Origin of the sequence: Paenibacillus sp. Mc5Re-14 (assembly GCF_001049835.1) — a bacterium.
Classification (GTDB): domain Bacteria; phylum Bacillota; class Bacilli; order Paenibacillales; family Paenibacillaceae; genus Paenibacillus; species Paenibacillus polymyxa_C.
The window spans coordinates 1,152,020-1,174,925 of sequence record NZ_CVPD01000001.1 but is presented as its reverse complement, the minus strand read 5'-3'; the positions used below and the strand labels follow the sequence as shown (position 1 = coordinate 1,174,925).

Annotated in this window: 20 protein-coding genes and 1 riboswitch; of the genes, 19 read left to right on the top strand and 1 reads right to left on the bottom strand. The window is 46.9% G+C overall.

Annotation, left to right across the window (positions count from 1 at the left end; translation table 11 throughout):
- Positions 1-52 precede the first annotated feature (52 nt).
- The 19 genes from BN1546_RS05520 (at position 53) to BN1546_RS05430 (ending at position 22,261) form a co-directional block, all read left to right on the top strand.
- Positions 53-697 (top strand): response regulator, encoded by a 645-nt coding sequence (locus tag BN1546_RS05520; protein ID WP_013369811.1) that lies wholly within the window; start codon positions 53-55, stop codon positions 695-697.
- A gap of 276 nt (positions 698-973) precedes the next feature.
- Positions 974-1,717: a YveK family protein gene (locus BN1546_RS05515; protein WP_013369812.1), complete on the top strand. Its 744-nt coding sequence runs from the start codon at positions 974-976 to the stop codon at positions 1,715-1,717.
- Complete coding sequence (locus BN1546_RS05510; RefSeq protein WP_013369813.1) at positions 1,701-2,339, top strand: CpsD/CapB family tyrosine-protein kinase; 639 nt, start codon at positions 1,701-1,703, stop codon at positions 2,337-2,339. Before BN1546_RS05515 ends, BN1546_RS05510 begins: the two co-directional genes overlap by 17 nt.
- Before the next feature lie 42 nt (positions 2,340-2,381).
- Complete coding sequence (gene galU, locus BN1546_RS05505) at positions 2,382-3,272, top strand: UTP--glucose-1-phosphate uridylyltransferase GalU (protein ID WP_025364257.1); 891 nt, start codon at positions 2,382-2,384, stop codon at positions 3,270-3,272.
- Between the two features lie 16 nt (positions 3,273-3,288).
- On the top strand, positions 3,289-3,987 hold the full coding sequence (locus BN1546_RS05500; protein ID WP_013369815.1) for a sugar transferase: 699 nt from the start codon (positions 3,289-3,291) through the stop codon (positions 3,985-3,987).
- Positions 3,987-4,922 carry a glycosyltransferase gene (locus BN1546_RS05495; RefSeq protein ID WP_013369816.1) on the top strand — a complete coding sequence of 312 codons (936 nt, stop codon included), beginning with the start codon at positions 3,987-3,989 and terminating at the stop codon, positions 4,920-4,922. The genes BN1546_RS05500 and BN1546_RS05495 overlap by 1 nt, the downstream gene beginning before the upstream one ends.
- Before the next feature lie 10 nt (positions 4,923-4,932).
- On the top strand, positions 4,933-6,270 hold the full coding sequence (locus tag BN1546_RS05490) for an O-antigen ligase family protein (RefSeq protein WP_013369817.1): 1,338 nt from the start codon (positions 4,933-4,935) through the stop codon (positions 6,268-6,270).
- 4 nt (positions 6,271-6,274) lie between these two features.
- A complete protein-coding gene (locus tag BN1546_RS05485) occupies positions 6,275-7,045 on the top strand; it encodes a WecB/TagA/CpsF family glycosyltransferase (RefSeq protein WP_014599532.1) in 771 nt (256 codons plus the stop codon).
- A gap of 5 nt (positions 7,046-7,050) precedes the next feature.
- On the top strand, positions 7,051-8,493 hold the full coding sequence (locus tag BN1546_RS05480; protein ID WP_025678650.1) for an O-antigen ligase family protein: 1,443 nt from the start codon (positions 7,051-7,053) through the stop codon (positions 8,491-8,493).
- 5 nt (positions 8,494-8,498) lie between these two features.
- Positions 8,499-9,878: a lipopolysaccharide biosynthesis protein gene (locus BN1546_RS05475; RefSeq protein ID WP_014599533.1), complete on the top strand. Its 1,380-nt coding sequence runs from the start codon at positions 8,499-8,501 to the stop codon at positions 9,876-9,878.
- A gap of 22 nt (positions 9,879-9,900) precedes the next feature.
- On the top strand, positions 9,901-10,740 hold the full coding sequence (locus BN1546_RS05470; protein ID WP_013369821.1) for a glycosyltransferase family 2 protein: 840 nt from the start codon (positions 9,901-9,903) through the stop codon (positions 10,738-10,740).
- Positions 10,727-11,914: a glycosyltransferase family 4 protein gene (locus BN1546_RS05465; protein ID WP_090736375.1), complete on the top strand. Its 1,188-nt coding sequence runs from the start codon at positions 10,727-10,729 to the stop codon at positions 11,912-11,914. Before BN1546_RS05470 ends, BN1546_RS05465 begins: the two co-directional genes overlap by 14 nt.
- Positions 11,911-13,059 (top strand): glycosyltransferase family 4 protein, encoded by a 1,149-nt coding sequence (locus BN1546_RS05460; RefSeq protein WP_090736372.1) that lies wholly within the window; start codon positions 11,911-11,913, stop codon positions 13,057-13,059. Before BN1546_RS05465 ends, BN1546_RS05460 begins: the two co-directional genes overlap by 4 nt.
- A 28-nt stretch (positions 13,060-13,087) precedes the next feature.
- Positions 13,088-14,188 carry a glycosyltransferase gene (locus tag BN1546_RS05455; protein ID WP_058829110.1) on the top strand — a complete coding sequence of 367 codons (1,101 nt, stop codon included), beginning with the start codon at positions 13,088-13,090 and terminating at the stop codon, positions 14,186-14,188.
- Between the two features lie 5 nt (positions 14,189-14,193).
- Positions 14,194-15,522 carry a UDP-glucose dehydrogenase family protein gene (locus tag BN1546_RS05450; RefSeq protein WP_013369825.1) on the top strand — a complete coding sequence of 443 codons (1,329 nt, stop codon included), beginning with the start codon at positions 14,194-14,196 and terminating at the stop codon, positions 15,520-15,522.
- A gap of 674 nt (positions 15,523-16,196) precedes the next feature.
- Entirely contained in the window at positions 16,197-17,573 is a 1,377-nt protein-coding gene (locus tag BN1546_RS05445; protein WP_013369826.1) for a sugar phosphate nucleotidyltransferase, read from the top strand.
- Between the two features lie 156 nt (positions 17,574-17,729).
- Positions 17,730-17,811: riboswitch (cyclic di-GMP riboswitch) on the top strand.
- 13 nt (positions 17,812-17,824) lie between these two features.
- The gene (locus BN1546_RS05440) at positions 17,825-19,426 is read left to right on the top strand and encodes a glycosyl hydrolase (RefSeq protein ID WP_090736369.1); all 1,602 of its coding nucleotides are present in this window, start codon (positions 17,825-17,827) and stop codon (positions 19,424-19,426) included.
- A gap of 48 nt (positions 19,427-19,474) precedes the next feature.
- Complete coding sequence (locus BN1546_RS05435; protein WP_090736365.1) at positions 19,475-21,769, top strand: hypothetical protein; 2,295 nt, start codon at positions 19,475-19,477, stop codon at positions 21,767-21,769.
- Positions 21,770-22,078: 309 nt separating this feature from the next.
- The gene (locus BN1546_RS05430; RefSeq protein ID WP_013369830.1) at positions 22,079-22,261 is read left to right on the top strand and encodes a hypothetical protein; all 183 of its coding nucleotides are present in this window, start codon (positions 22,079-22,081) and stop codon (positions 22,259-22,261) included.
- Between the two features lie 50 nt (positions 22,262-22,311).
- On the opposite strand, the gene BN1546_RS05425 is transcribed toward BN1546_RS05430, so the two are convergent.
- Positions 22,312-22,680, bottom strand: a complete 369-nt coding sequence (locus tag BN1546_RS05425) for a helix-turn-helix domain-containing protein (protein WP_013369831.1) — start codon at positions 22,678-22,680, stop codon at positions 22,312-22,314.
- Positions 22,681-22,906: the final 226 nt, after the last annotated feature.

Sequence of the window (22,906 nt, the reverse complement as noted above, 5' to 3'; positions counted from 1 at the left end):
TCGGATACATAGGGATTATGCAAATCCTGAACTGTAGACAGGAGGCCGAATCATGAAAATTGTCATTGTCGATGATCATCCTTTAGTACGGAAAGGACTCGCTGCGGTTATATCCATGCAGCCTAATGTTCAGTTCGCGGGAGAGGCCCAGAATCAACAGGAAGCACTTGCAGTGATCGAGGAAACGGATCCAGATTTGGTGCTGCTGGATTTGAAATTAGCTGATGAATCAGGTCTGGATATTATCAAGATAGCGCGCGGACGCGGGTTCAGAAGCAAATTTATTTTGCTGACCTCTTCTGCAACACGTGAAGATTTTCTGAAAGCGGAGGAAGCCTCTGTGGACGGTTATGTGCTTAAGGAGGCTTTGCCTGAGGAATTAATTTACGCGATTCATCTTGTCAACAAAGGACGCAAATATTATGATCCGGCTATTCTCGAAAATAAGCTACGTGAAGATGCGGGCAATCTCACGGACGACCTGACACCAAAGGAAAAAGAAGTGCTGGTCGAGCTGGGGCAAGGGGCTTGCAATCGTGAAATAGCATCCCGTTTATTTATCAGTGAGTTCACCGTCAAAAAGCATGTCAGTCAGATCTTGGCCAAGCTGCGACTGGCAGATCGTACGCAGGCAGCATTATATGCCAATGCGATTGGTCTAGCGAAGTACGAGCCAACCAATATGATGATGCGCTAACCCCATAAGCTACGCAGTAGTTTCATATGCAAGTGGCATAGAGAAATCCTTAAAATCACCAACTTTGGTGGTTTTGAGGATTTTTTCATTTCTATTTACCATAATCGACAAAGTATGGTACAAAAGTATACCATGCCGTGTCCAAAAGTATACATCCCCCTTCCTCTGTAGTGAGGGAGAAAGTGCCGTTCGGTTCCATGTCGTCTATACAACGGATTGTTACAATTAGATCATACTTAAAATAAGAAGAGAAATTGTGTGGGAGGGAGGATTTTTGTGGAGAAAACCATTTTGGATTATCTAGTCCTAATCAAAAAAAGATTGTGGCTGATTGCGATTTTTGTCATTCTCTCATGCGTAACGACTTACATTGTGAGCGACAATGTCGTAAAGCCAGTCTACTCCGCTTCAAGCCAACTGCTGGTTAATCATATTTCCGCCAAGCAGGGGAGTAACAATCTGAATGACGTCAACACAAGTCTTAATTTGGTGGAAAGCTACAAGCAAATTCTCACTTCGCCTAAAATTATGGACGCTGTGGTAGCGACTCATCCTGAGTTCAATTTGACGTCGCAAAAGTTGGCAGAGAAGCTGCAGATTAAATCCTCGGATAAAAGTCAGGTGATTGGCTTGACGTTTGAGGCAGGGAATTATCCTCAGGCCGCAGCAGTTGTAAACGCAGTAACCCAGAAATTCGTGCAGACGGTTCCTGGATTGATGGAATTAAATAATGTGAAAATTTTAAATGAAGCGGACCCGCAGGCCAATCCTGACCCGATTAATGGGAATCCGCTCATGAATATTGCAATTAGTTTTCTCGTATCGCTGATGATTGCGCTGGGCACGATTGTGTTCCTGGAAAGCATTAACGGCACGCTACGTACGGAAAAAGAAGCGGATGCAGACATCGGCATTCCTGTAATTGCATCGATTCCCGTCATTCGCAAGAAGGACATCGATGGAGTGGCTGGAAATTCCAAAGAACGGGTAGGGGAGCGTAAATATGCTGCGATTGAATGACATGTTGATTACAGAAAGTAATCCATCATCGTATATCTCGGAATCATTTCGATCCCTCCGTACATACATCCGGCAGCAGGTGATCGGGCAAAAGGACCGTGGGACGGTTCTTTTGTTAACCTCGCCGGAAAGCGGAGCGGGAAAAACAACAATGATCGCCAACATCGGAGTTTCCTTTGCTCAAGAAGGCAAGAAGGTGGCTCTGGTGGATTGCAATCTGCATAGACCAGCGCTGCACGAGATATTCGGTATGGAGAATACCGGAGGTCTATCGGCTTATTTGCGCGGTGGGGCTTCTTCCAAATCTATCGTTAGGCATGGTGGACTGGAGCTATCGGTTGTTCCTGGTGGGGACAGTCTGTATAACGCAGCAGATTTACTCGGCAGCGAACGTATGGCAGAGCTGATGGAAGAGCTTAAACGTGAATATGACATCATCTTACTTGATTCGGCGCCAGCGCTGAATTATACGGATGCTCGCCTGATTGCAGGCTTGACGGATGGTGTGATTCTCGTTGCCAAGCATGGCCGGACCAAACGGGAAGATCTACGCAAAACAAAGCAACTCATGGAGCAGGCTAGCGCGACGCTGGTTGGAATTGTGATGAATCAGGTGAAGTAAGCAACACCAAAATTCGATGAAGCAAGGAGAATGAGTGCGATGATGAAAAAAGTGAAAAAGGCCATTATTCCAGCAGCAGGATTGGGAACGCGCTTCCTCCCTGCTACCAAAGCAATGCCTAAGGAAATGCTTCCGATTATCAATAAGCCTACGATTCAATATATCGTGGAAGAAGCGATTGCTTCTGGTATCGAGGACATTATTATCGTTACGGGTAAAGGTAAACGTGCCATTGAGGACCACTTTGACAACGCATTTGAGTTGGAATCAAAGCTGCTCGAGGACGGTAAGCTGAAGCTTCTGGAGGAAGTACAGCGTTCTTCGGGAGTGGAAATCCATTACATTCGCCAGAAAGAACCGAAAGGTCTGGGACATGCGGTGTGGTGCGCAAGACGCTTTATCGGGGACGAGCCATTTGGTGTGCTGTTGGGCGACGATATCGTAACAGGTCAAAAACCTTGCCTGCGCCAGCTGATGGATCAATATGAGGAAACACAAAATTCTGTGATCGGCGTGCAGCGGGTACCACAGGAATTCACGAACCGGTATGGCATCATTGAACCGGACCAACAGGACGGACGATTGTACCGAGTGAATAATTTTATTGAAAAACCGGCTCCAGGCACAGCCCCATCCGATCTGGCTATTATGGGTCGTTATGTGTTCTCACCGAAAATTTTCAAATATCTTGATCTTCAGGAAAAAGGAGCTGGCGGCGAAATTCAGTTGACGGATGCGATCCAAAAGCTGAATCAGAGTGAACGTGTATACGCCTATGACTTTGAAGGCACGCGTTATGACGTAGGTGAACGTCTTGGATATATTTTAACCACTCTTGAATTTGCACTTGCCAGCGATGATTTGAAGTATCCGGTTATGGAGGCCATGAATGAATGGCTGAAAAAGACTGAGAAAGCAACCACAGCGGGTTGAGAGGAGGTACGTCAGCATGAGCATGGAAAATTTACCGGAGGATGGCGAGGCTGTCATGTCAGGTAAAGCGTTTTACATGCCATACGGAAATACACAAATTCAGGATAAAACGTCCTACCTGGTCACAAAACGCCTCCTTGATATGCTGCTGTCTTTCGTGGGCTTAATCGTCTTGCTCCCGCTGTTTGCAGTGGTGGCCATCCTGATTAAGCTCGAAGACCCAAAGGGAAGTGTGTTTTTCAAGCAAACTCGGGTGGGCAAGAATGAGAAGTTATTCGATATGTATAAATTCCGTTCAATGGTGTCCAATGCCGAGGAACTGAAAAAGGACTTGATGGAGCTGAATGAAGTGAGCGGCGCCATGTTCAAAATTAAAAACGATCCTCGGATCACGAAAATTGGCAGTTTTCTACGCAAGACGAGTATTGATGAGATTCCGCAGCTGTGGAATGTGTTGGTTGGAGATATGACTTTAGTCGGTCCGCGCCCGCCGTTGCCCAGCGAGGTTGAGCAATACTCCGATTATGACAAGCAGCGTCTGATTGTAACGCCGGGATGTACGGGTTACTGGCAGGTGAGCGCACGTAACAGTGTAGGCTTCGAAGAAATGGTGCAAATGGATTTGAAGTATATTCATGTTCGCAATACGTGGCTCGATCTGAAAATTATCATGAAAACAGGCGTTAAAATGCTGTTCTCCAAGGATGCTTACTGATGGATGCATTTAAGCGATGTCCCGCAGTGTCCGTCGTTATTTGCACCTATAACCGGGCGGACCTGCTGGAGAAAACGTTAATGTCTCTGCTGAAGCTGGAAGACCTTGCACTGGCTGAGATCATTGTGGTCGATAATCGATCTACCGATCATACAGCAGCAACGATCAAAAGATTTACCGTTGCACATGGCCAAGACATTCATCTTCGGTATCATTATGAGCGCGAACAAGGACTGTCTGCCGCTCGTAATGCCGGCATTACGTTATCAAAAGCAGACGTCATTGCTTTTCTGGATGATGATGCAATTCCGTGTGTTACATGGCTGCAAACGATTATGTCGGCCTTTGGGAACAATCCCGAGCTGACGGCTATGGGTGGGAAAATTGATCCTAAGTTTGAAACGGAACGGCCGAACTGGTTGACAGGGCCGCTTGAACTGCCTTACACGATTATTGATCTGGGGAAATCCGTTCGTGAATATCCGGCGGGACTGAATCCATTTGGAGCGAATATGGCTATGCGCAAAACGGCTTTCGCCGCCGTCATGTTCCCGCTTCACTTGGGCAGAAAGGGAGATATCCTACTATCTGGTGAAGAATCGTGGGTATTCGAGCAAATCCGTAAAAATGGTGGAACGATTATGTATCATCCACACATGGCTGTAGAACATTTTGTTCCGGCTTCACGCTTAACGAGAGAATGGATTATGAATCGCTACTATTGTCAGGGTATGTCTAATGCTGCTCAGGCTGCAGGTCTGCGCGGCAACGCGATGCTGATGGCAAAAGTAGCAGCCAAAGTGTTATACATCACGGTGGATTCCCTGCTGGCACGTACTGAGGGCAGGAAGCTGTTGAACCGGTGCAGGCTTGAAAATATCCGCGGAACGCTGGATACACTGCGCAACCGGAAAAGCGAGTCAGCTGCGGGGTGAAAGATTGAACATGAGTAACTATCCTTGGACTTCCAGAATAAACACCATACAGCATGTTTTTATTTTTCTACTAGGCGCTCTTGCTGTAGGAATTGCAGCTACCTATCAACCTGTGGTCAGTATTGCAGCGGTATGCTTACTGCTTTTGTTGGCTGTCTCTATCCATCATCCAGAGCGCATCAGCTATGCAGTTTTGCTAAGCACAGCGGTCTCGGTCGATTCTCTGTATCAGGGTGGCGTGTTCGGCATTGAGATATTGTCATTGTACAAATTGGGCATCTTGGCTCTGCTAGTGCCTTGCATGCTCGTATATGGCATTCGTCTCAAGTTCAGCTATCCAGTCTGGGCATTGGTGATCATGCTGGGGATTACATTTGGATTTTCAGCATGGCTGCCTTTGTTAACGACCTCGATTGCCGTCAAGGCGTTCGTGGGACTATCACTGCCCTTCTTTTTTTTACTGATCCAGTGGAAAAAGGATGTGGCGGAAAAGCATATTCGACTGATCAGCCTGTTGCCGATTATTAGTGTGGTCATTGGATTAGGCTTGCAGGTTTTAGGGTTGCATTCATTTACGGATGTGGAATTTACGGGCGCAGTCAGAGTACAAGGAGCGAATATACCGCCGCATTTGGCAATGCTCTCCTTTCTCGGAATTGCCGTCTCGCTGATTGAGGTCAAGCGCAAACCTAGGCAAGCTGCCTTTTATTACACGGTGTTGGCACTGAACTTTTTAATCCTGATCGCCACCGGTACACGTGGGCCGATTCTGGCATTGTTATTAATGTTTGCTGTGTATCTGTTTGATATTGCCCGTCAATACCTCAAGGGAAAAGTCAATTATTTGCTACCGCTGGCCGGATCGTTTTTGGTTGCTCTGGGGGCGGTGGCCCTGCAATGGAACAATTTAAAAAAACGCTCCTTCGAACGGGAGACCGACACAGGCATTGACCTATCGGGACGCTCGGAGGCATGGGAATATTTTTTGAACAGAGTACATGATTACCCTTGGTCAGGCAGAGGACTTGGCGCGGTAACGGTTGCGAACGACGGGACGTTATTCAATGGTTTTGTTGTACCGCATAACGAGTATATACGCTTTTATTTTGATACCGGATATATCGGTTGCGGGCTCTTAATGCTTTCATTACTGATCGTGTTCGCTCTTATTTACCGGTCACTTGCCAAGTCTATTAAACCTTATTTTGCAACTTTAATTGCAGGTTTTTTGATCTACTCGTTTTCAGATAATACGTTGTCGACGGTTCAGATGATTATTCCGTTTTGCTGGTATTTGAATGCATTATACCAAACATCTACTCAAACCGATTTTCGCAAAGAGAAGTGATACGATGAGCAGAGTGAACATGTTCGATGTCAACTTTGATAATTACGATTTTAATGATCTACTCGAATTTATAGATACTTCTATTGAGCATCAGCGTCATTCCTACATTTTGACCTGTAATGTCGATCATGTGATCAAGCTTCGCAAGGATGATGAATTCCGCAAGGTATATTCGGATGCCGGAGCTGTAGTGGCTGATGGAATGCCTATCATTTGGGCGTCTAAGTTACTGAAAAAACCCCTCAAACAAAAGGTGTCAGGCTCCGATTTGTTCACCCGGCTGGGAGAGGCTTTTGAGGATCGAGGCTATCGTTTGTTTTTTCTGGGTGCAGCTGACGGTATTCCTGAGAAGGCTATGCTTAATCTCCAGGAATCCTATCCAAACATGAATGTGGTGGGCTGCTATTCTCCTTCTTATGGCTTTGAGAAAAACGAAGAGGAGAACAGATACATTATCCAGTTGCTCCAAGAGGCTCGCCCAGACATCGTTTTTGTAGGTGTAGGAGCACCGAAGCAGGAAAAATGGATTTACAGATATTATGAGACTTACCGCGCTCCAGTTTCGATTGGGGTGGGAGCGACCTTTGATTTCCTGTCGGGGAATGTAAAGAGAGCACCGGAGCTGATGCAGAAGACAGGATTTGAATGGTTTTGGAGGTTGTCTCAGGAGCCTAAACGATTGTGGAAAAGATATTTGATTGAGGATTCCCAGTTCCTCGTTCTGCTGTTTAAAGAGATGTTCAAGCGGAAGCGGATGAAGGGAGGCCAGGGGTGAGAAACATGAGTCGGTTGGCAGATCAGCAGATTTCCTTCTGGCTAGGAAGTCGGCGTGGAATCGGCATGATTGGTATGGGGGTGCTGGCTTGTATGCTGCCACTCGCCATCGGATTTGTCAGCGCCAAGATGAATCCCACCACGAGCCAGCAGGGAGCCATATTGCTGGCGATCGTTTTTCCGGCCTTCCTGCTGGCGATCTTGCAATCACGGCTACTGATTTCTTACACACTGGTGGTGTGGGCAGTAGGCCCGGAAATCCGCCGCATTGCAGATTGGTTGGAGGGAACGTATCACTCGGTTTCCTTGTTGAGCGTGGCGCCGCTGCTGGTAAGCAGCATGCTGATCATTCCTGTGCTGCGGGGTATTCATCTGGCGGAAAAGCCATTAACCCGAATTGCTGTATTTTTCGGCATAGAATTGGCCTACGGAAGTGTGGTCGGGTTATTCAAAAATGGTATTGTTTTTGCTTATGATTTGGCCAATTATGTGGTTCCATTGCTTCTATTGCCTTATCTTGCGATTAAGCCAATGAAAGCAAAGGAGCTGGACCGACTGCTGTATTCATACGCCAACATTGCTGTTCTTGTAGCGATATACGGCATTATTCAGTACTTGACGGTGCCTCCTTGGGATGCTTTTTGGATGAATCATGTGGAAATGAATTCCATTGGGATGCCGGAACCGCTTCAAATCAGAGTGTTTTCTTCCATGAACTCGCCCGGCCCATGCGCTATTTTCCTGGCAATGGCACTTGTACCGATGCTGATGGAGAAACGGTGGCGAGGCACTTTGGGATGGATTGGAGTCCTGCTAACAGTTGTTTGTCTTTTGGTCACGCTCGTACGTTCAGCCTGGCTGATTGCATTCGTCATGTTGCTGGCTTACATTCTCAGCTCATCCTCCAAAGGAAAGTGGAAGACTCTGTTTCAACTTGCTATCGTCGGCCTTCTTCTCTACATCATCGTTCCAAAACTTCCGGGGGCAGAAGGTTTGGTGGCTCGCATGCAGACGTTGACAGATATTCAACAGGATCATTCGTACAATGAACGTTTGGATCTACTGCATACAATGCTTCCAGCGATTACTAGCAATCCGGTCGGGCAGGGGATCGGGAGTGTAGGAATCGGAACCAAGCTTGATAACGGCGGCGATCTCGGTGAACTTGGGATTATGGATAATGGATATATTGCCATTTTCCTCACCTTCGGTATTTGCGGAGCATTCTTTTTCTTCGGTGGTCTGTTCGTTATCATCAAGCGCCTTCTCGTCCGTATTGCCGAACGGAATTCCAGTCAGCCTTATATCAGACTGGCGTTGGCTACATGGGCCGGAGCTGTAGCCAGTCTCATATCGGATAATGGTTTCCCCGGTATGCGCGGCTATTTGATCTGGATGATGATCGGAATAGGACTATGGGCAAAAGATGTCATCGCGGAAAGAAGGTAAAGGCTGTGCAAAACTTACAAGCATTATCCGCACCTGTCCGGACACTATGGTCCACGGTGATTCGGTTTGCCAAAAGCAAGGATAACAGCTCTGCAGCAGTAAAAACGATGATATTCAGTATGCTGATTCTCGTTGTGAATATGCTGACTGGTGTGCTGACGGCACGATTCTTGGGTCCTACTGGACGCGGGGAACAGACAGCGATGGTGAACTGGTCCCAATTTCTTGCCTTCTGCATGAGCTTCGGTGTTCCATCTGCATTGATTTACAATGCCAAAAGGAAACCTGAGGAAACGGGGAAGCTGTATGGTCTGGCCTTGCTGCTGGCTACGGTGTTCGGGGGGATGGCGACACTCATCGGAGTATTTCTAATTCCTTATTGGCTGCGCTCTTTTTCTTCATCGGTCATACTTTTCGCGCAGTGCTCCATGATGATGTGTCCACTCATAGCGATTTCACAGATCAATAATGCATTGCTTCAGGTTCGCTCGGAATATAAACAGTACAATTTATTTCGGTATCTGGTACCACTAAGTACGCTGCTTGGACTGGCGATTCTGATCCTGACGGGGACGATGAATCCGTACACCTCAGCATTGGCCTACTTACTGCCAGGCTTGCCGATCTATATCGGTGTCACGATACGAATGATTCGGCTGTACAAACCAAAGGTGAAGAACAGCTGGACGCAATTTAAAAATCTCTTTACCTACGGTATGGGTTCATACGGGAATGATCTCATGGGGCAGGTTTCCACTTACATTGACCAGATTTTGATTGCGGGTCTGCTCAGACCTGCAGATCTCGGTTTATATGCGGTAGCGGTCAGCCTGGCCCGGATGGTGAATGTATTTTCAACTTCGATCATTGTCGTGCTGTTTCCCAAAGCCTCCGGGCTGGATAAGGAAGAGGCGGTGGCCATAACATTTCGGGCATTTCGAGTGACTTCAACGGCAACCTTTTTGGCTGCGGTGATGTTAATGCTGGTTGCTCCGTTCGTATTCACATTGTTATATGGTCAAGAGTTTAAACAAGCGCTTACGGTATTCCGGTTTCTGGTGCTTGAAGTTGCTATCAGTGGAGGTACCATGGTGCTGGCACAACAATTTATGGCGTTGGGTAAGCCCAAACTGGTTACCATTCTACAGGGTGTCGGATTGGCGCTCGTCATTCCATTGCTGTCCATACTCGTGCCGAGATATGGATTGACGGGTGCAGGGATAGCAATGCTGTCTTCGGGGATTTTACGGTTCGTTTTCATTTTATGTAATGTTAAGTTCGTTCTGAAAATGAAAATTCCAAGACTGGTTATTTCCAAACAAGATTTTCAATGGCTCCGATCAACGATGTCACACTACATCCGGAAAAAGCCAGTTAACGGTTAGATAAAGAAGGAGGCACCCGCTAATGAACCACATGTCTAGCGTTCCCGCGGACAACCGGATATCCGTAGTTATTATCGCTCAGGATGATGGCATTCGAATTACAGCTGCCATCAAATCCTGCCAGCCCTTTGCGGACGATATCGTCGTCATTGACGGAGGGAGCAAGGACAATACGATTCAGGTAGCTGAATCATTGGGCTGTCGGGTGTTTTCCAACCCATGGCCCGGTTATGCCAAACAGCGTATGTTTGGTGTTGATAAAGCGGAATTTGATTGGATTTTCCTGATTGATACAGACGAAGTAGTGGATGCAGAGTTGCTTGGTGACTTATTGAAAGTAAAGGAAACGCTCCACGATCCGGCCAAAGCCTATTCCGTATTTCGCATTGGCGATTTTCTCGGCAAATGGATGAACAAAGGCGAGTATTTGGTTCGTTTGTACAATCGGCGAATTTATGGCATTACGAATAGTCTTGTTCATGAAATGCCAGATGTAGCCTCTTCTCAGATCATCAATCTGGAGGGCGTGTTATGGCACTATGGATTCCGCAGCATCAGTGATCATATGACCCGTTTTAACAAATATACAGATCTGGAAGCAGAGACGGCATTTAACAAAGGAAGATCCTTTCGAATTACCAGACTGTTGTGGAGGCCCCCCGCCCGCTTTGTACAGAAGTATTTTGTTCAAGGCTTATACCGCAAGGGGTTAGCGGGTTTTGCTGTAGCCGTTTTCTGGGTGATGTATGAGTTTCTCGTCTGTTTCAAGCATTATGAGTTAACCAAGCGGCGAAAAAAGATAGAAGTCGTGGATGGCGGACAGACCGAGCAGAAAGGAGAAACCAGCTATGTCGTACAATAACGGATTTCGTATCGCGGCAACGGGATTGAGCTGGCCGTCCTTACAGCCAGGAGGTCTCAACACATATTTCAAATCCATCTGTGAGCAGCTTACGCTAGAGCGCAATACGCTGGATGCTCTAATTTGTAGTGATGAGCAGCCTCAGGCGCCTGAACGTATTCGTATTCATTCGATTGGCAGCAAGCAGCAATCCATCTGGAAGCGCCGAGAGCTGATGCAAAAATATGCAGCAGAACTGTTCGACAAGCAACCGATCGATGTGCTGTATTCCCATTTTGCTCCCTATAGTGTCGGACCGGCACTGGAGGCGAAAAAAAGAGGAATCCCTGTCGTTACCACCTTCCACGGACCGTGGACGGAGGAAATGAAGATTGAAGGACAGGGAATTAAGCATTTTCTTAAAACGACGTTGGCCAAATCCATTGAAATGAAAGCTTATGGTCTGGCGGATAAATTTATAGTGCTAAGCGAGACTTTTCGGGATATTTTGCACGAGCACTATAAAGTACCACTTAGCAAAATTCATATTATTCCTGGTGCGGCGAATGTAGAAAGGTTTCATCCGGCAGAGGATCAGGAGGCTGTACGTAAGCGGCTGAATTTGCCGCAAAATGCGACGATTGTGCTAACCGTTCGTCGTCTTGTTAATCGCATGGGACTGCTACAGCTGCTCGAAGCATGGCGGCGAGTAACCGAGCGACACCCTGATCATCTGCTGCTGATTGGTGGAAAGGGGCCCTTGATGGAGGAATTGGCTTCCAAGGTGGCGGAATACAATCTTCATAACCATGTAAGGTTGCTTGGTTATGTGTCGGATGAGGAGCTGCCCCTGTACCATCAAGCCTCGAACTTGTTTGTTGTGCCAACACAGGCACTAGAGGGTTTCGGTCTGATCACAGTTGAGGCGATGGCCTCGGGTCTACCGGTGTTGGCCACTCCTGTAGGCGGCAACAAGGAAATCTTAAGAGGATTCCGTCCTGAGCTATTGTTCCAGGGGACGGACAGTGAAGCTATTGCTGCAGGGTTGCTGCGTGTGCTGGATCATCGTGAACTTCTACCGAATGCACAGGAATGCCGGGACCATGTCCTGAGCAGATATACATGGGGACATGTAGCGGAACAGGTAGAAGAGGTGTTCCGACAGGTCCTTGACAGAAAGGCGGCGTCGAAATGATGAGAGTAGCTTATATTGACCATACGGCAAGATGGAGCGGCGGCGAAGTTGCTTTGTATAACATACTGACGAATATCGGGGAACATATCGACCCGCTCGTTATTTTGGCGGAGGAGGGCGATTTGGCGGATCGGCTTCGGCAGCGTGATATTGATGTGCGCATTGTTCCACTAGATGATTCGATTCGTAATCGGGGACGAAATGCCGTCAATCTGGGTGCGCCTGCAGCAGCCTTTCGCTTGCTGGCTTACGGCAGGAAACTCGCACCATTGTTGCGCGAGGAAAAAGTCGTGTGTGTGCACACGAACTCACTCAAATCTGCACTGTATGGTGCAGTAGCCGCCAAATCGGCGAAGCTGCCGTTGATATGGCATATCCGTGACCACATCGGTCCGCCGTATCTGAAGCCGATTGTAGCCAAAGGGATTCGGCTCATGTCCCGCTTTTTGCCTAACGGTGTGATTGCCAATTCCAAATCTACGCTGAGTGCATTGGAATTACCCCCGGACAAAAAGACGCTCGTCGTCTACTCCGCTTTTGCCAAAGCGATTACGGCTCGTGATTCGGCTGCGCAATTGCGTGGCGATGACTCGTTTAACGTCGTGTTGGTCGGCAGATTGGCGGAATGGAAAGGACAACATATTTTACTGGAAGCGGCACGTTCTTTTTTACCAGATCAGCGTGTGAAATTCTGGCTGGCTGGAGATGCGTTGTTCGGAGAAGAGGAATATAAACAACGATTGGAATCCACGATGCGCGAATATGGGTTGACCAACGTCAATCTGATGGGACACGTCGACGACATTCAGGGTCTGATGCAGCGCTGTGATCTGCTAATTCATACCTCCATTACACCGGAACCATTCGGTCAGGTCATTATTGAGGGCATGGCTGCAGGTTTGCCAGTGATCGCTTCAAACGAAGGTGGTCCCAAGGAAACGGTGGTACCCAATGAAACCGGGCTGCTCATTGAACCGGGAGAACCTGCCAAGCTGGAAGAAGCCATCCGCTGGATGCTGGAGCATCCACAGGAACGTCAGCAGATGGGTGAGAGAGGGATGGAACGGGTCAAGAAGCATTTTGTCATCGAGAACACTGTTAAGGATATAGTTCATTACTATAAGGGTTTGTTGGCAGGAGTCTGACCGACATTCGCGTTAAAGGATGATTCAGATGAAAATAGCGATAGCACATGATTACTTAATCCAAATGGGCGGAGCGGAAAGGGTAGTAGAGGTATTCCATGATATGTATCCGGAGGCTCCCATCTTCACAACGGTGTTCAGCGACGAGCGTCTGTCGCGCAACTTGAAGGATGCGGATATTAGAGCCACTTGGCTACAAAACATCCCAGGAGTGAAGGCCAACTTCAAAGGAGTGCTGCCGCTGTATCCCATCGCTATCCGTGATTTTGATTTTAGGGATTTCGACATTGTTTTAAGCTCTAGCAGCGCATTTATGAAAAGCATCCAGGTACCCAAACATACGTTTCACATTTGTTACTGTCACACACCGATGCGGTTTGCCTGGGATTACGATACATATATGGCCCGGCAGTCCAAATCCAACCTGCTCAAAAATATGCTAAAGCTGTACATGAACAGGCTGAAAACATGGGATGCCAAAACTTCTCGCAACGTAGACCAGTTTGTCGCCAATTCTTCCGTCGTCAAGCGGAGAATTCTGCACTATTACCAACGGGAGGCAGATGTTATTTTCCCTCCTATCAATACATCCCGTTTTAAACGTGCTACAAGCATCGGTGACTATTATTTGATCGTATCCCGTTTGGTATCCTACAAGCGCATTGATCTCGCGATTGAGGCATTCAAACGTAACGGTCTTAAGCTACGCATCGTTGGCGAAGGACCGGATCGTAAACGACTCGAAGCCATGGCTGCCCCGAACATTGAGTTCCTCGGCAGGCTTGAAGACGAAGAGGTTAACAAGCTGATGGCCGAATGCCGGGCACTTGTCTTTCCGGGGGAAGAGGACTTTGGTATTACGCCTTTGGAGGCGAATGCGGCCGGACGGCCCGTTATCGCTTTTCAGGGTGGGGGAGCGCTGGATACGATTGTTCCTCATGTGAACGGCGTATTTTTCCGCAAGCATCAAGTAGACGATGTGCTGGAGGCCGTCGAAAAGGTTGAGCAACATGCATGGAATGTGGACGATATCATTACCCATGCCCGCAAATTTGATGAAGATAACTTCAAGGATCAATTGAAAAAGTATGTAGAACAAGCCTATGTGAACTTTCTAAAAGGAGGATGAACGGAATGAAACTGGCTGTAATCGGTACTGGATACGTTGGACTCGTCTCGGGTGTATGTTTTGCGCAAAAAGGTAATGAGGTAATTTGTGTCGATCTGGAGCAGTACAAAATCGATATGTTGAACCGTGCGGAATCTCCGATTTATGAACCAGGTATTGAAGAATTGATCGCGTTGAATCTGGAAGCTGGCCGTTTAGAGTTCACCTCGGATTTGGCCGATGCGGTACGTCGCTCGGATATCGTCATTTTAGCAGTAGGTACGCCTTCACTGGCTAACGGCGAGGCGAATTTGTCCTACATTGAACAGGCGGCCGCCGATGTCGGGAAAGCCATGAACGGGTACAAGATTATTATGACTAAGAGTACCGTACCTGTCGGAACGAACGAAAAGATTAAGGACGTAGTCGCTCGTCATACGAGTTTGTCTTTTGATATTGTATCCGCGCCGGAGTTCCTGAGAGAAGGCTCAGCCATCAATGATACGCTTCATCCAGATCGCGTCATTATTGGTCTGGACAATACAGGTTTGCGTGAAACAATGGTCACTCTGCATCAGGTATTCACGGATAAAATCTATGTGACGGATATCCGCAGTGCTGAAATGATCAAATATGCCTCCAATGCGTTCCTGGCAACTAAAATTTCGTTTATTAACGAGATTGCTAATATTTGTGAAAAGGTTGGCGCGGACGTTACCTGTGTGGCTGAAGGTATGGGCATGGACAAACGGATTGGTTCCTCTTTCCTGCAAGCAGGGATCGGATACGGGGGCTCTTGCTTCCCGAAAGATACGAATGCGCTCATCCAAATTGCGGGTAATGTAGACTATGAATTTAAGTTGTTAAAATCGGTGGTAGAGGTAAATACCGACCAGCGCTTTATGATTGTATCCAAGCTGCGTGAATCGCTGGGTCAGCTAAACGGCGTATCGATTGGCATTTGGGGCCTCGCCTTCAAGCCCAATACAGATGATATCCGCGAAGCTCCAGCACTGGAAATCGTAGAAACGCTCATTCAGGCAGGTGCTATTGTCAAGCTGTATGATCCCATTGCGATGGATAAATTCAAGGAGCGCGTAGATCACCCGAATATTATATGGTGCTCCTCCCCGCAGCAAGCCGCCGAAAGAAGCGATGCTGTGTGCCTGCTGACGGATTGGGAAGAGTTCAAAGAAGTTGATCTCGTGCAATTGGGCTCCATTCTACACAAGCCAGTTCTGATTGACGGTCGCAACGTATTCACCGAGGAACAGATCCAAGGCTCTGGGCTGGAATACTACTCCGTGGGTCGTCCGCGGATGAGTGGGTGGAACAGAGATAAAGTGGAAGTTTAAAAAGTGACCGAAGTGACCGAATAAAAAGTGACTGTGGTGATGTGGGAGGCGCTTAAGGCGCTGCGCGTGCAGATTGTTCTTCCGATTGCTGTTACCCCCGGATTTTCTAGATTGTATTAAACATTCCAAGGTTAAAATCCGGGGATAAAGGCAAACGCTGACGCTTCTTCAGAACAATTCTGCCCGCTCCGCTGCTTTTGCCGCACCAAGTCACAATGTTTAATCTCCCACCTTATGGGATGGGAGTAGAAGGGCGTATCAGAAGGAGCGGCATAGTTGAGCCGCTCCTTCCGATTAAGAAGCCATTGCGGTTGTCGCAGCAATCTTGGCAAGGCGTTACGAAACCTCGATTACTAGAAGCTTGCAAGCACAGCGGGCAAGCGCCGAAAGCGTGAGATTTTTACAGGCTGACCGGACTTAATAATGTCCGATCGTGCCTTTTGCACCACAAGGTATGATCGATATGATGCATATTTGAGTAGCGCAGGAATGGATTTGAATCTGGAGAAGCGATAGCGTTCGCCTTTGGACCGGGATTCAAACCTTGATACGATTTTATACAATCGAATGAATCCCGATCCAACAGCGATCATAAGATCAAATCGAGCCCGTAGCGGGCTACTCAACCTTGCCCCATTCGATCACCAACCAATATAGAGAGGAAGTGGAGATTTATGAAGCTCGTACTTTTGTCTGGTGGTTCCGGTAAAAGATTATGGCCGTTATCCAACGATTCCCGTTCCAAACAATTTTTGAAGGTACTGGAGAGCCCGGAAGGGATTTCGGAATCCATGGTACAGCGGGTATGGAGACAATTGGGAGACAACGGATTATCCGAATCCTCGTTTATTGCGACAGGGAGAGCGCAGGTCGAAATGATCCAGAGTCAAATCGGATCGAATACGCGCATCATTGTTGAGCCGGAACGCAGAGATACTTTTCCTGCGATTGCGCTGACAGCGACTTATCTATATTCCATTGCGGGTGTTTCGCCTGATGAAATTATAGCTATATTGCCTGTAGATCCTTATGTAGAGGATGCTTTCTTTGCTTCCGTAGCCCAACTCGAACATACACTTCAGGAGAGTGAAGGAAAGCTTGCATTAATCGGGGTTGTCCCTTCCTATCCTTCAGAGAAATACGGTTATATTATTCCGAAAAACGATGCCACTCAAGGTAGCACAGGCTACCGCGAAGTGAGCCATTTTCAAGAGAAACCCGACCGGGAGCAGGCGGAGCGTCTAATGGAACGCAATGCTCTATGGAACTGCGGGGTTTTTGCATTCAAATTAAGCTATTTGCTGGATATTTTGGCATCCAAGGGTCTGCCGCTGAATTATGAAGAAATGCAAAAACAATATGCGTCTCTGGAAAAAATCAGCTTTGACTACGAAGTAGTCGAGAAGGAAAAAGACATCGTGGTGCTTCCGTACGATGGTTTTTGGAAGGATCTAGGAACCTGGAATACACTCACAGAAGAGATGTCTCATCAGCAAGTGGGTAGAGGGGTAGTAACGGAAGATTGCGTCAATACGAGTCTTATTAATGAGTTGGACATTCCTGTGGCGATCATTGGAACGAATGATCTGATTGTAGCCGCTAGCCCAGATGGCATTCTTGTGACCAATAAGGCAGAAAGTCCACGCATCAAGGAAGTGCTCAAGGCTCATGATCAGCGTCCAATGTATGAAGAACGTCGTTGGGGACAGTATCGGGTTGTAGACTATGTAAAGTATGACGAGGGTAATGAGGTACTGACCAAACGAATCCGCGTACACAAAGGTAAAAATATCAGCTACCAGCTTCACTTCAAACGAAGTGAAATCTGGACCATTATTAGCGGCGAAGCGGAAATTATTTTGAATGAGAAGCTGCATAAAGTGAAGGCCGGTGACGTAGTTCGCATCCCTGAAGGGACGAAGCATAGCATTTTGGCTGTAACCGATGTGGATTTGATTGAAGTTCAGACTGGCTCTGAGTTGGTTGAAGAGGATATTGTACGCTTTTGTATGGATTGGAATGAAATTTCTCGTCATCAATTTATCTCGTAATTATTTGCGTAAAAACGTAAAAAAGAAGATTTGATGAAAAATTAATGACCTAAACTGTCGAAATTGGGCGAAAACCTGTAAATTCATGAACATGACCTATTAAATTTTGGTAAAAAAAAGTCGATACTTAGGTTAAGAAGGAATCCAAACTCCTTCCAACGATAAACGCAGCCCTGTCGAAAGACTGGTACGCAAAGCTAAAGGGCCTTCCCGTAAGGATGGCAGCCTGGCTACCGAAAGGAAGAGCTAAAGTGAGATTCAATTTTATTCCTCTGTATCGACTGATACGTCATGTACTCCCCGTTGTTATGCTTTTTTCTTTGTTTCCCGTCGGTTTTGGTGGTTTTCTGTCTGTGGTGAATGCCGCTTCATTACAACCTGTTAATTCGGACGCTTCTACTCAGGCCCGTGAACTATACAATTATTTACTCAGCATCTCTGGAAAGAAAACAGTCACTGGTCAGCATGATTATTTGGAAAGTCCAGATGAATTAAGCAACAAGGTCCAAAAAATCAGCCAGGCGTATGTGGGTCTGCACGGCTATGAGATGGGAGCCATCTCTGGTCAATCCGACGCTACAGAAGCAGCACAACGTAAAAATGTCGTCGATAGCGCTATTCGTTGGAGCAGAGCCGGTGGCATTGTGACGATGACTTTTCATGAAGCGTTGCCGGGTAGACCGCTGACTTGGGCCAATGTGCAGGCGAAAGTAAGTCAGGCGGAGTTCAATAAATACGTGACACCAGGCACTACGCAGTATAACCTCCTCATTGCCGATCTGGATAAGGTCGCTGTATCGTTAAAGCAGCTTCGTGATGCAGGGGTTCCAGTATTGTGGAGACCTTATCATGAAATGAATGGTGACTGGTTCTGGTGGGGAAACAAAAACAATTTCAATCAGCTATGGAATATCATGTACGACCGTTTTGTAAACACGCATCAGTTGAACAATCTGCTGTGGGTGTGGAGTCCCAATGCTCCCAATTCCTATACTGTCCCGTATACCCCGAAATATCCGGGGGATGACAAAGTGGATATCTTGGCAGTAGACATCTACAATAATGATTTTAAGCAAAGTCATTATGAAGGACTGCTCGGACTGGCACGGAATAAGCCGATTGCCATTGGCGAGCATGGTGAGATGCCTAGCTCTGAGGTGTTGCAGGCACAGCCCAAATGGGTGTATTCCATGACTTGGGGCAAGATGCTGACTGAGAATAACACAACCAATCAAATACAGGATTATATGAACGATTCGAGGAGTTTGACACGGGATGATGTGAAAAATGGGCTGGCAGCAATCCAACAACCTGGGGCAGATGTGCCGACTTTACCGGATGAGGGACAAAGTGAGCCTATCCCGGTTCCGCCAGTAGTAATCGTACCCCCAGCTCCGACTCCTCCTTCTGTTCCTGATGTAGTCTATGTGAACGGGCTGCGGGGCGAATATTTCAACAATATGAATGTGAACGGCAGTCCTGTTTTGATCCGTACAGACAGCAAGCTGGATTATAACTGGCGCGCCGTTGCTGCTGATCCCAAGGTAAATGCCGACCAGTTCTCGGTTCGCTGGACAGGTAAAATCAAACCACAATACAGCGAGACCTATACATTTACAACTATATCCGATGATGGTATTCGCGTATGGGTAGACGGCAAGCTGGTGATTGACAGTTGGTTCAAACAAAGCTGGACAGAGCGTAAAGGCAGTATTGCTTTGGAAGCAGGTAAAATGGTAGATCTAAAAGTGGAATACTATGATGAAAAAGGCGATGCGATGGCTCGTCTGATGTGGGAAAGTCAGCATGAAGCGAAAGCGGTGGTTCCCGGAAACGCTTTGTTTCTTCCTTGATAGATACTCTTTCCCGGTCATAAATTTTGAGGAGAGAGGGTGTATCATATGATGAAAAAATGGTTGACCCATAGGTATACGGTCGTATTATCCGGATTACTAGGTGTCGCAGCTCTAGCCATGATCGCTTGGTTTATATACACGCCTTCAAAAAGTGCAGAATTGCAGACGGATAAGGTAGCGGCGGCCAGTCCAGTATGGAAGCTGGGCCAGAGGGATGACTCTTCAGCGGAATTTAAAGGAGTAGTCGGTAGGGATAATATCGAAATTTCTGCAGCAGCAGCTTCTACTGAATCCTCTGCTAAAGGAACATTCTCGGCGTTGTCGGAAGCAGAGAGTACAACAGTTCCGGTATTGCTCAGCAGTGGTGATATTCCTCCAGGTTTGAATGCATCCACGAATCCAGAACTGTCACTTCAGTATAAACTGAATCAGGTTCCTCCCAATGGTATGATATTCCGTGTTCGGATTTTGGATGCGGGCAAAGCGGTGCCGCAGATGGCTGTCTTTTCAAATCACCAGCTGTCTGGAATTATTCAGATTGCCGGGGTATCCGGTACTGGGAGTACCTATAACTTCAAAAATAACTACGAGCTGTATATCCCCAAAGAACAATTGCAAAGCGGTGTTAACGTACTCAAGCTAAAGACAGCGCGCTGCCTATACTGCTCCTCTGCAGAAGATAAAAATGTGTGGTGGACTTGGGATGACTTGAGCTTGGAGACGTTAGCTTCCCCTGCGGCCGAACCAGTACATGGGAAATATATACTGACCGGTACGAATGTGAATAATAAAGAATTTTATTATGATCAGGGTGCAGTTAAGCATCTACCTTACGTTCTCAAATGGCTGGGAATTGCTTATAGTGGCAACGTCATGAGGGTAACTTGTGCCAGTAATGTAGGCAAGGCATGCACAGATGTGGATGATTACTATCAAACGTTAAAGCAGTATAATATGCAATCGTCTGCTTTGTATCTATACACAGGTGATATCAAGCTGCAAAAAGATGGTACTCTGCCAGAGACGGCCAAGCAAAAGTTGCGTGATTATGTAAAAAAATACGGTTCATACCTTCAATATTATGAAGTAGATAACGAACCTGGATTGTTTAACCGTTCCAAGGCGGTAGACCTGGCTGTGGCTAAGTGGTTGAATACGGAAGGCAAGCAATTGGCACCGCATCTCAAAACCGTAGCGCCGGGTTGGGCTTACTGGCCGACATACTCTACCAAGGCGTGCAAAAATCAAACCGGAGGTACGCAAAAATGCGGTGATCCGGATGGATGGGAACGGGACCCGGCGCAGCGTAAACAGCTGGAAGAAGTCACCGACCTGACCAACGGACATGCCTACGGTGAATCGTATAATGAAGAGGGCGGGGGCAGCTTCGTTCAGAATTTGAAAACCTTCGGTGGTTCGAGCAACGGACTGGCGAAAAAGATGCTAAACACGGAGTTTGGTACTAACGATACGCATCGAGACAATCCTGATTACGGGGCTAGTCAGCCACAAGCAGCTGCATTCGATCGGATTATGCGATCGCAAATCGGGTTTGCCGATATGTTTATCCAGCACGCTGCTTTTTATAAGGATTATACGCTGTTTAAAACGGGCTTTGATCTGCAAAGTCACAACCCGGCTAACACGGAAATTTATCCGTTTGGGCAAGGACAGGACACTCGCGTTAAGATCATGAGACGCTTGAGTCTAGCGTATGCTACGCATGGTAAACCGCTGACTTATACCATACTGAATCCAGAGGAGACGAAGGATAAGATGGTCTATGTTCGCGCGGTGGATACATCCAAGCTTAAATCACTGGCAGGTAGCGGCGCTACCTCGAACAAATTGCTGGTGAACCTAGTGAATTTTGAATCCACAACGCAGACCGTTCGTGTGCGGGTAACGATGCCGAAAGCTGGCTTGTACACGGGGGAACGTTTCGGAGCGGGTTCCACCTACTCTCAGGCGCAGCGATCCATATCAGGTCTCAAGGCTTCTCCTGCCCTTGATTTCGAAGAAAGGCTGGGTCCTGGCGAATCGGTACAATATATTTTGGAACTAAAAAGTACAGATCAAACCACGGCCTCTGCCCCAACAGAGGTAAAAGCAGCCTCAATTCAGGATGGGGCGGTAAAGATTAATTGGCTTCAAGCAGAAGGCATATCATCCTATGATGTGCTGCGTGCTGACCGTACAGACGGTGCCTATCAGGTGATTGCCTCGCAAGTAGAAGGAAGCACGTATACGGACCGCACCGTAAAAGCTGGAAGTCATTACGTCTACAAAGTCCGAGCGACCGGAGGTACTCAGGTTTCTCAGGCAGCCGAGGTTGCTTAGTTACACCGGAATGCATATAGGACCTTACCTCATGAATATCTAACATCATTCCGAAAAAAAGCAAAAAAGAACCTATCAGGAGAAAATAGGACCTGACAGGTTCTTTTTTATTTGTAAATCGTTCTGAATTGCCAATACTTTACGTATAATGGAGAAAAAAATAAGAAAATCCTTTTATATTCTCGTCATAAGACGACAACATTGCAGGTATGTATTCATATATAATAGTTTTGTTCATGACTATACATACATGGTTTGTAGGGAATTTCTTTCCGGTGACCAAGACTAATAAAGTGAGGTTATTGCTGAATGAACAAGGAAACAGAATTAGGGGGGAATGGGCCTCTTCTTCGAGACAACGCACGGAAAGCAGGCAAAGCAGCCATCCACTTGGACATCCGGAACATTTTGCTCCAATGTGGGATCACGACACCAGAATGGCTGGAGGGCGATGCTGATAGAACGAAGTACCGGAAAGACAAGCGCGTGTAATTTTCAGTTGCTGGTCCTACTTGAGAAAACATCAAGCAGCGGCGCGTTCCTTATTCCATCATTCGTTCCATTCGAACAAACGCGATAAAACGTTTGGCTTCTTCCTCAGACAAGGTGCGTCCGTCAATCGTCAGGTTAAAACGTTGCAGGATATTCTCGTCGGACAGTTCAAGCTGATCCACAAATTCCCTCACATCTGAATCCAATATTGCTGTCGGGTGGCTCGTACGTCCCACCAAATAATCGATGGTTACCTCGAAAATATCAGCGAGCTTGGTCAGGGTCTCAAAGTCTGGCTTGCGTCTATTTTTTTCATAGTGAGAAAGAGCCGCCCGCGTAATTCCGAGGGATTGCGCTAATTCCTCTTGTTTTAGTCCCTTATGTTCTCGTAATTCAGCGATGCGGGTTCCATAATTCATCTGTTTTTCCTCCTGAAGGCAAGGTTAAGAGAGGTAAGAAAAGCAATTTTGCGCTTGACAAGATACAATTTGTATCATAAATTATTATGTAAGTTACATAACGTATCTATATTTCATAGTTTTCACTGATATCTTCATTTATATACCCTTAAGAGGCCAACGATGATTGAGCATTTTGTGCTTATTCGCTGGCTAGACCTTCTATGCGCTATTATACAACATTTTA

Excerpts from the sequence above, each read along its gene's own strand:
- BN1546_RS05520 (WP_013369811.1), top strand. The coding sequence starts at position 53 with ATGAAAATTGTCATTGTCGATGATCATCCTTTAGTACGGAAAGGACTC.
- BN1546_RS05510 (WP_013369813.1), top strand. The coding sequence starts at position 1,701 with ATGCTGCGATTGAATGACATGTTGATTACAGAAAGTAATCCATCATCG.
- galU (WP_025364257.1), top strand. The coding sequence starts at position 2,382 with ATGAAAAAAGTGAAAAAGGCCATTATTCCAGCAGCAGGATTGGGAACG.
- BN1546_RS05500 (WP_013369815.1), top strand. The coding sequence starts at position 3,289 with ATGAGCATGGAAAATTTACCGGAGGATGGCGAGGCTGTCATGTCAGGT.
- BN1546_RS05495 (WP_013369816.1), top strand. The coding sequence starts at position 3,987 with ATGGATGCATTTAAGCGATGTCCCGCAGTGTCCGTCGTTATTTGCACC.
- BN1546_RS05490 (WP_013369817.1), top strand. The coding sequence starts at position 4,933 with ATGAGTAACTATCCTTGGACTTCCAGAATAAACACCATACAGCATGTT.
- BN1546_RS05485 (WP_014599532.1), top strand. The coding sequence starts at position 6,275 with ATGAGCAGAGTGAACATGTTCGATGTCAACTTTGATAATTACGATTTT.
- BN1546_RS05480 (WP_025678650.1), top strand. The coding sequence starts at position 7,051 with ATGAGTCGGTTGGCAGATCAGCAGATTTCCTTCTGGCTAGGAAGTCGG.
- BN1546_RS05470 (WP_013369821.1), top strand. The coding sequence starts at position 9,901 with ATGAACCACATGTCTAGCGTTCCCGCGGACAACCGGATATCCGTAGTT.
- BN1546_RS05465 (WP_090736375.1), top strand. The coding sequence starts at position 10,727 with ATGTCGTACAATAACGGATTTCGTATCGCGGCAACGGGATTGAGCTGG.
- BN1546_RS05460 (WP_090736372.1), top strand. The coding sequence starts at position 11,911 with ATGATGAGAGTAGCTTATATTGACCATACGGCAAGATGGAGCGGCGGC.
- BN1546_RS05455 (WP_058829110.1), top strand. The coding sequence starts at position 13,088 with ATGAAAATAGCGATAGCACATGATTACTTAATCCAAATGGGCGGAGCG.
- BN1546_RS05450 (WP_013369825.1), top strand. The coding sequence starts at position 14,194 with ATGAAACTGGCTGTAATCGGTACTGGATACGTTGGACTCGTCTCGGGT.
- BN1546_RS05445 (WP_013369826.1), top strand. The coding sequence starts at position 16,197 with ATGAAGCTCGTACTTTTGTCTGGTGGTTCCGGTAAAAGATTATGGCCG.
- BN1546_RS05435 (WP_090736365.1), top strand. The coding sequence starts at position 19,475 with ATGATGAAAAAATGGTTGACCCATAGGTATACGGTCGTATTATCCGGA.
- BN1546_RS05430 (WP_013369830.1), top strand. The coding sequence starts at position 22,079 with ATGAACAAGGAAACAGAATTAGGGGGGAATGGGCCTCTTCTTCGAGAC.
- BN1546_RS05425 (WP_013369831.1), bottom strand. The coding sequence starts at position 22,680 with ATGAATTATGGAACCCGCATCGCTGAATTACGAGAACATAAGGGACTA.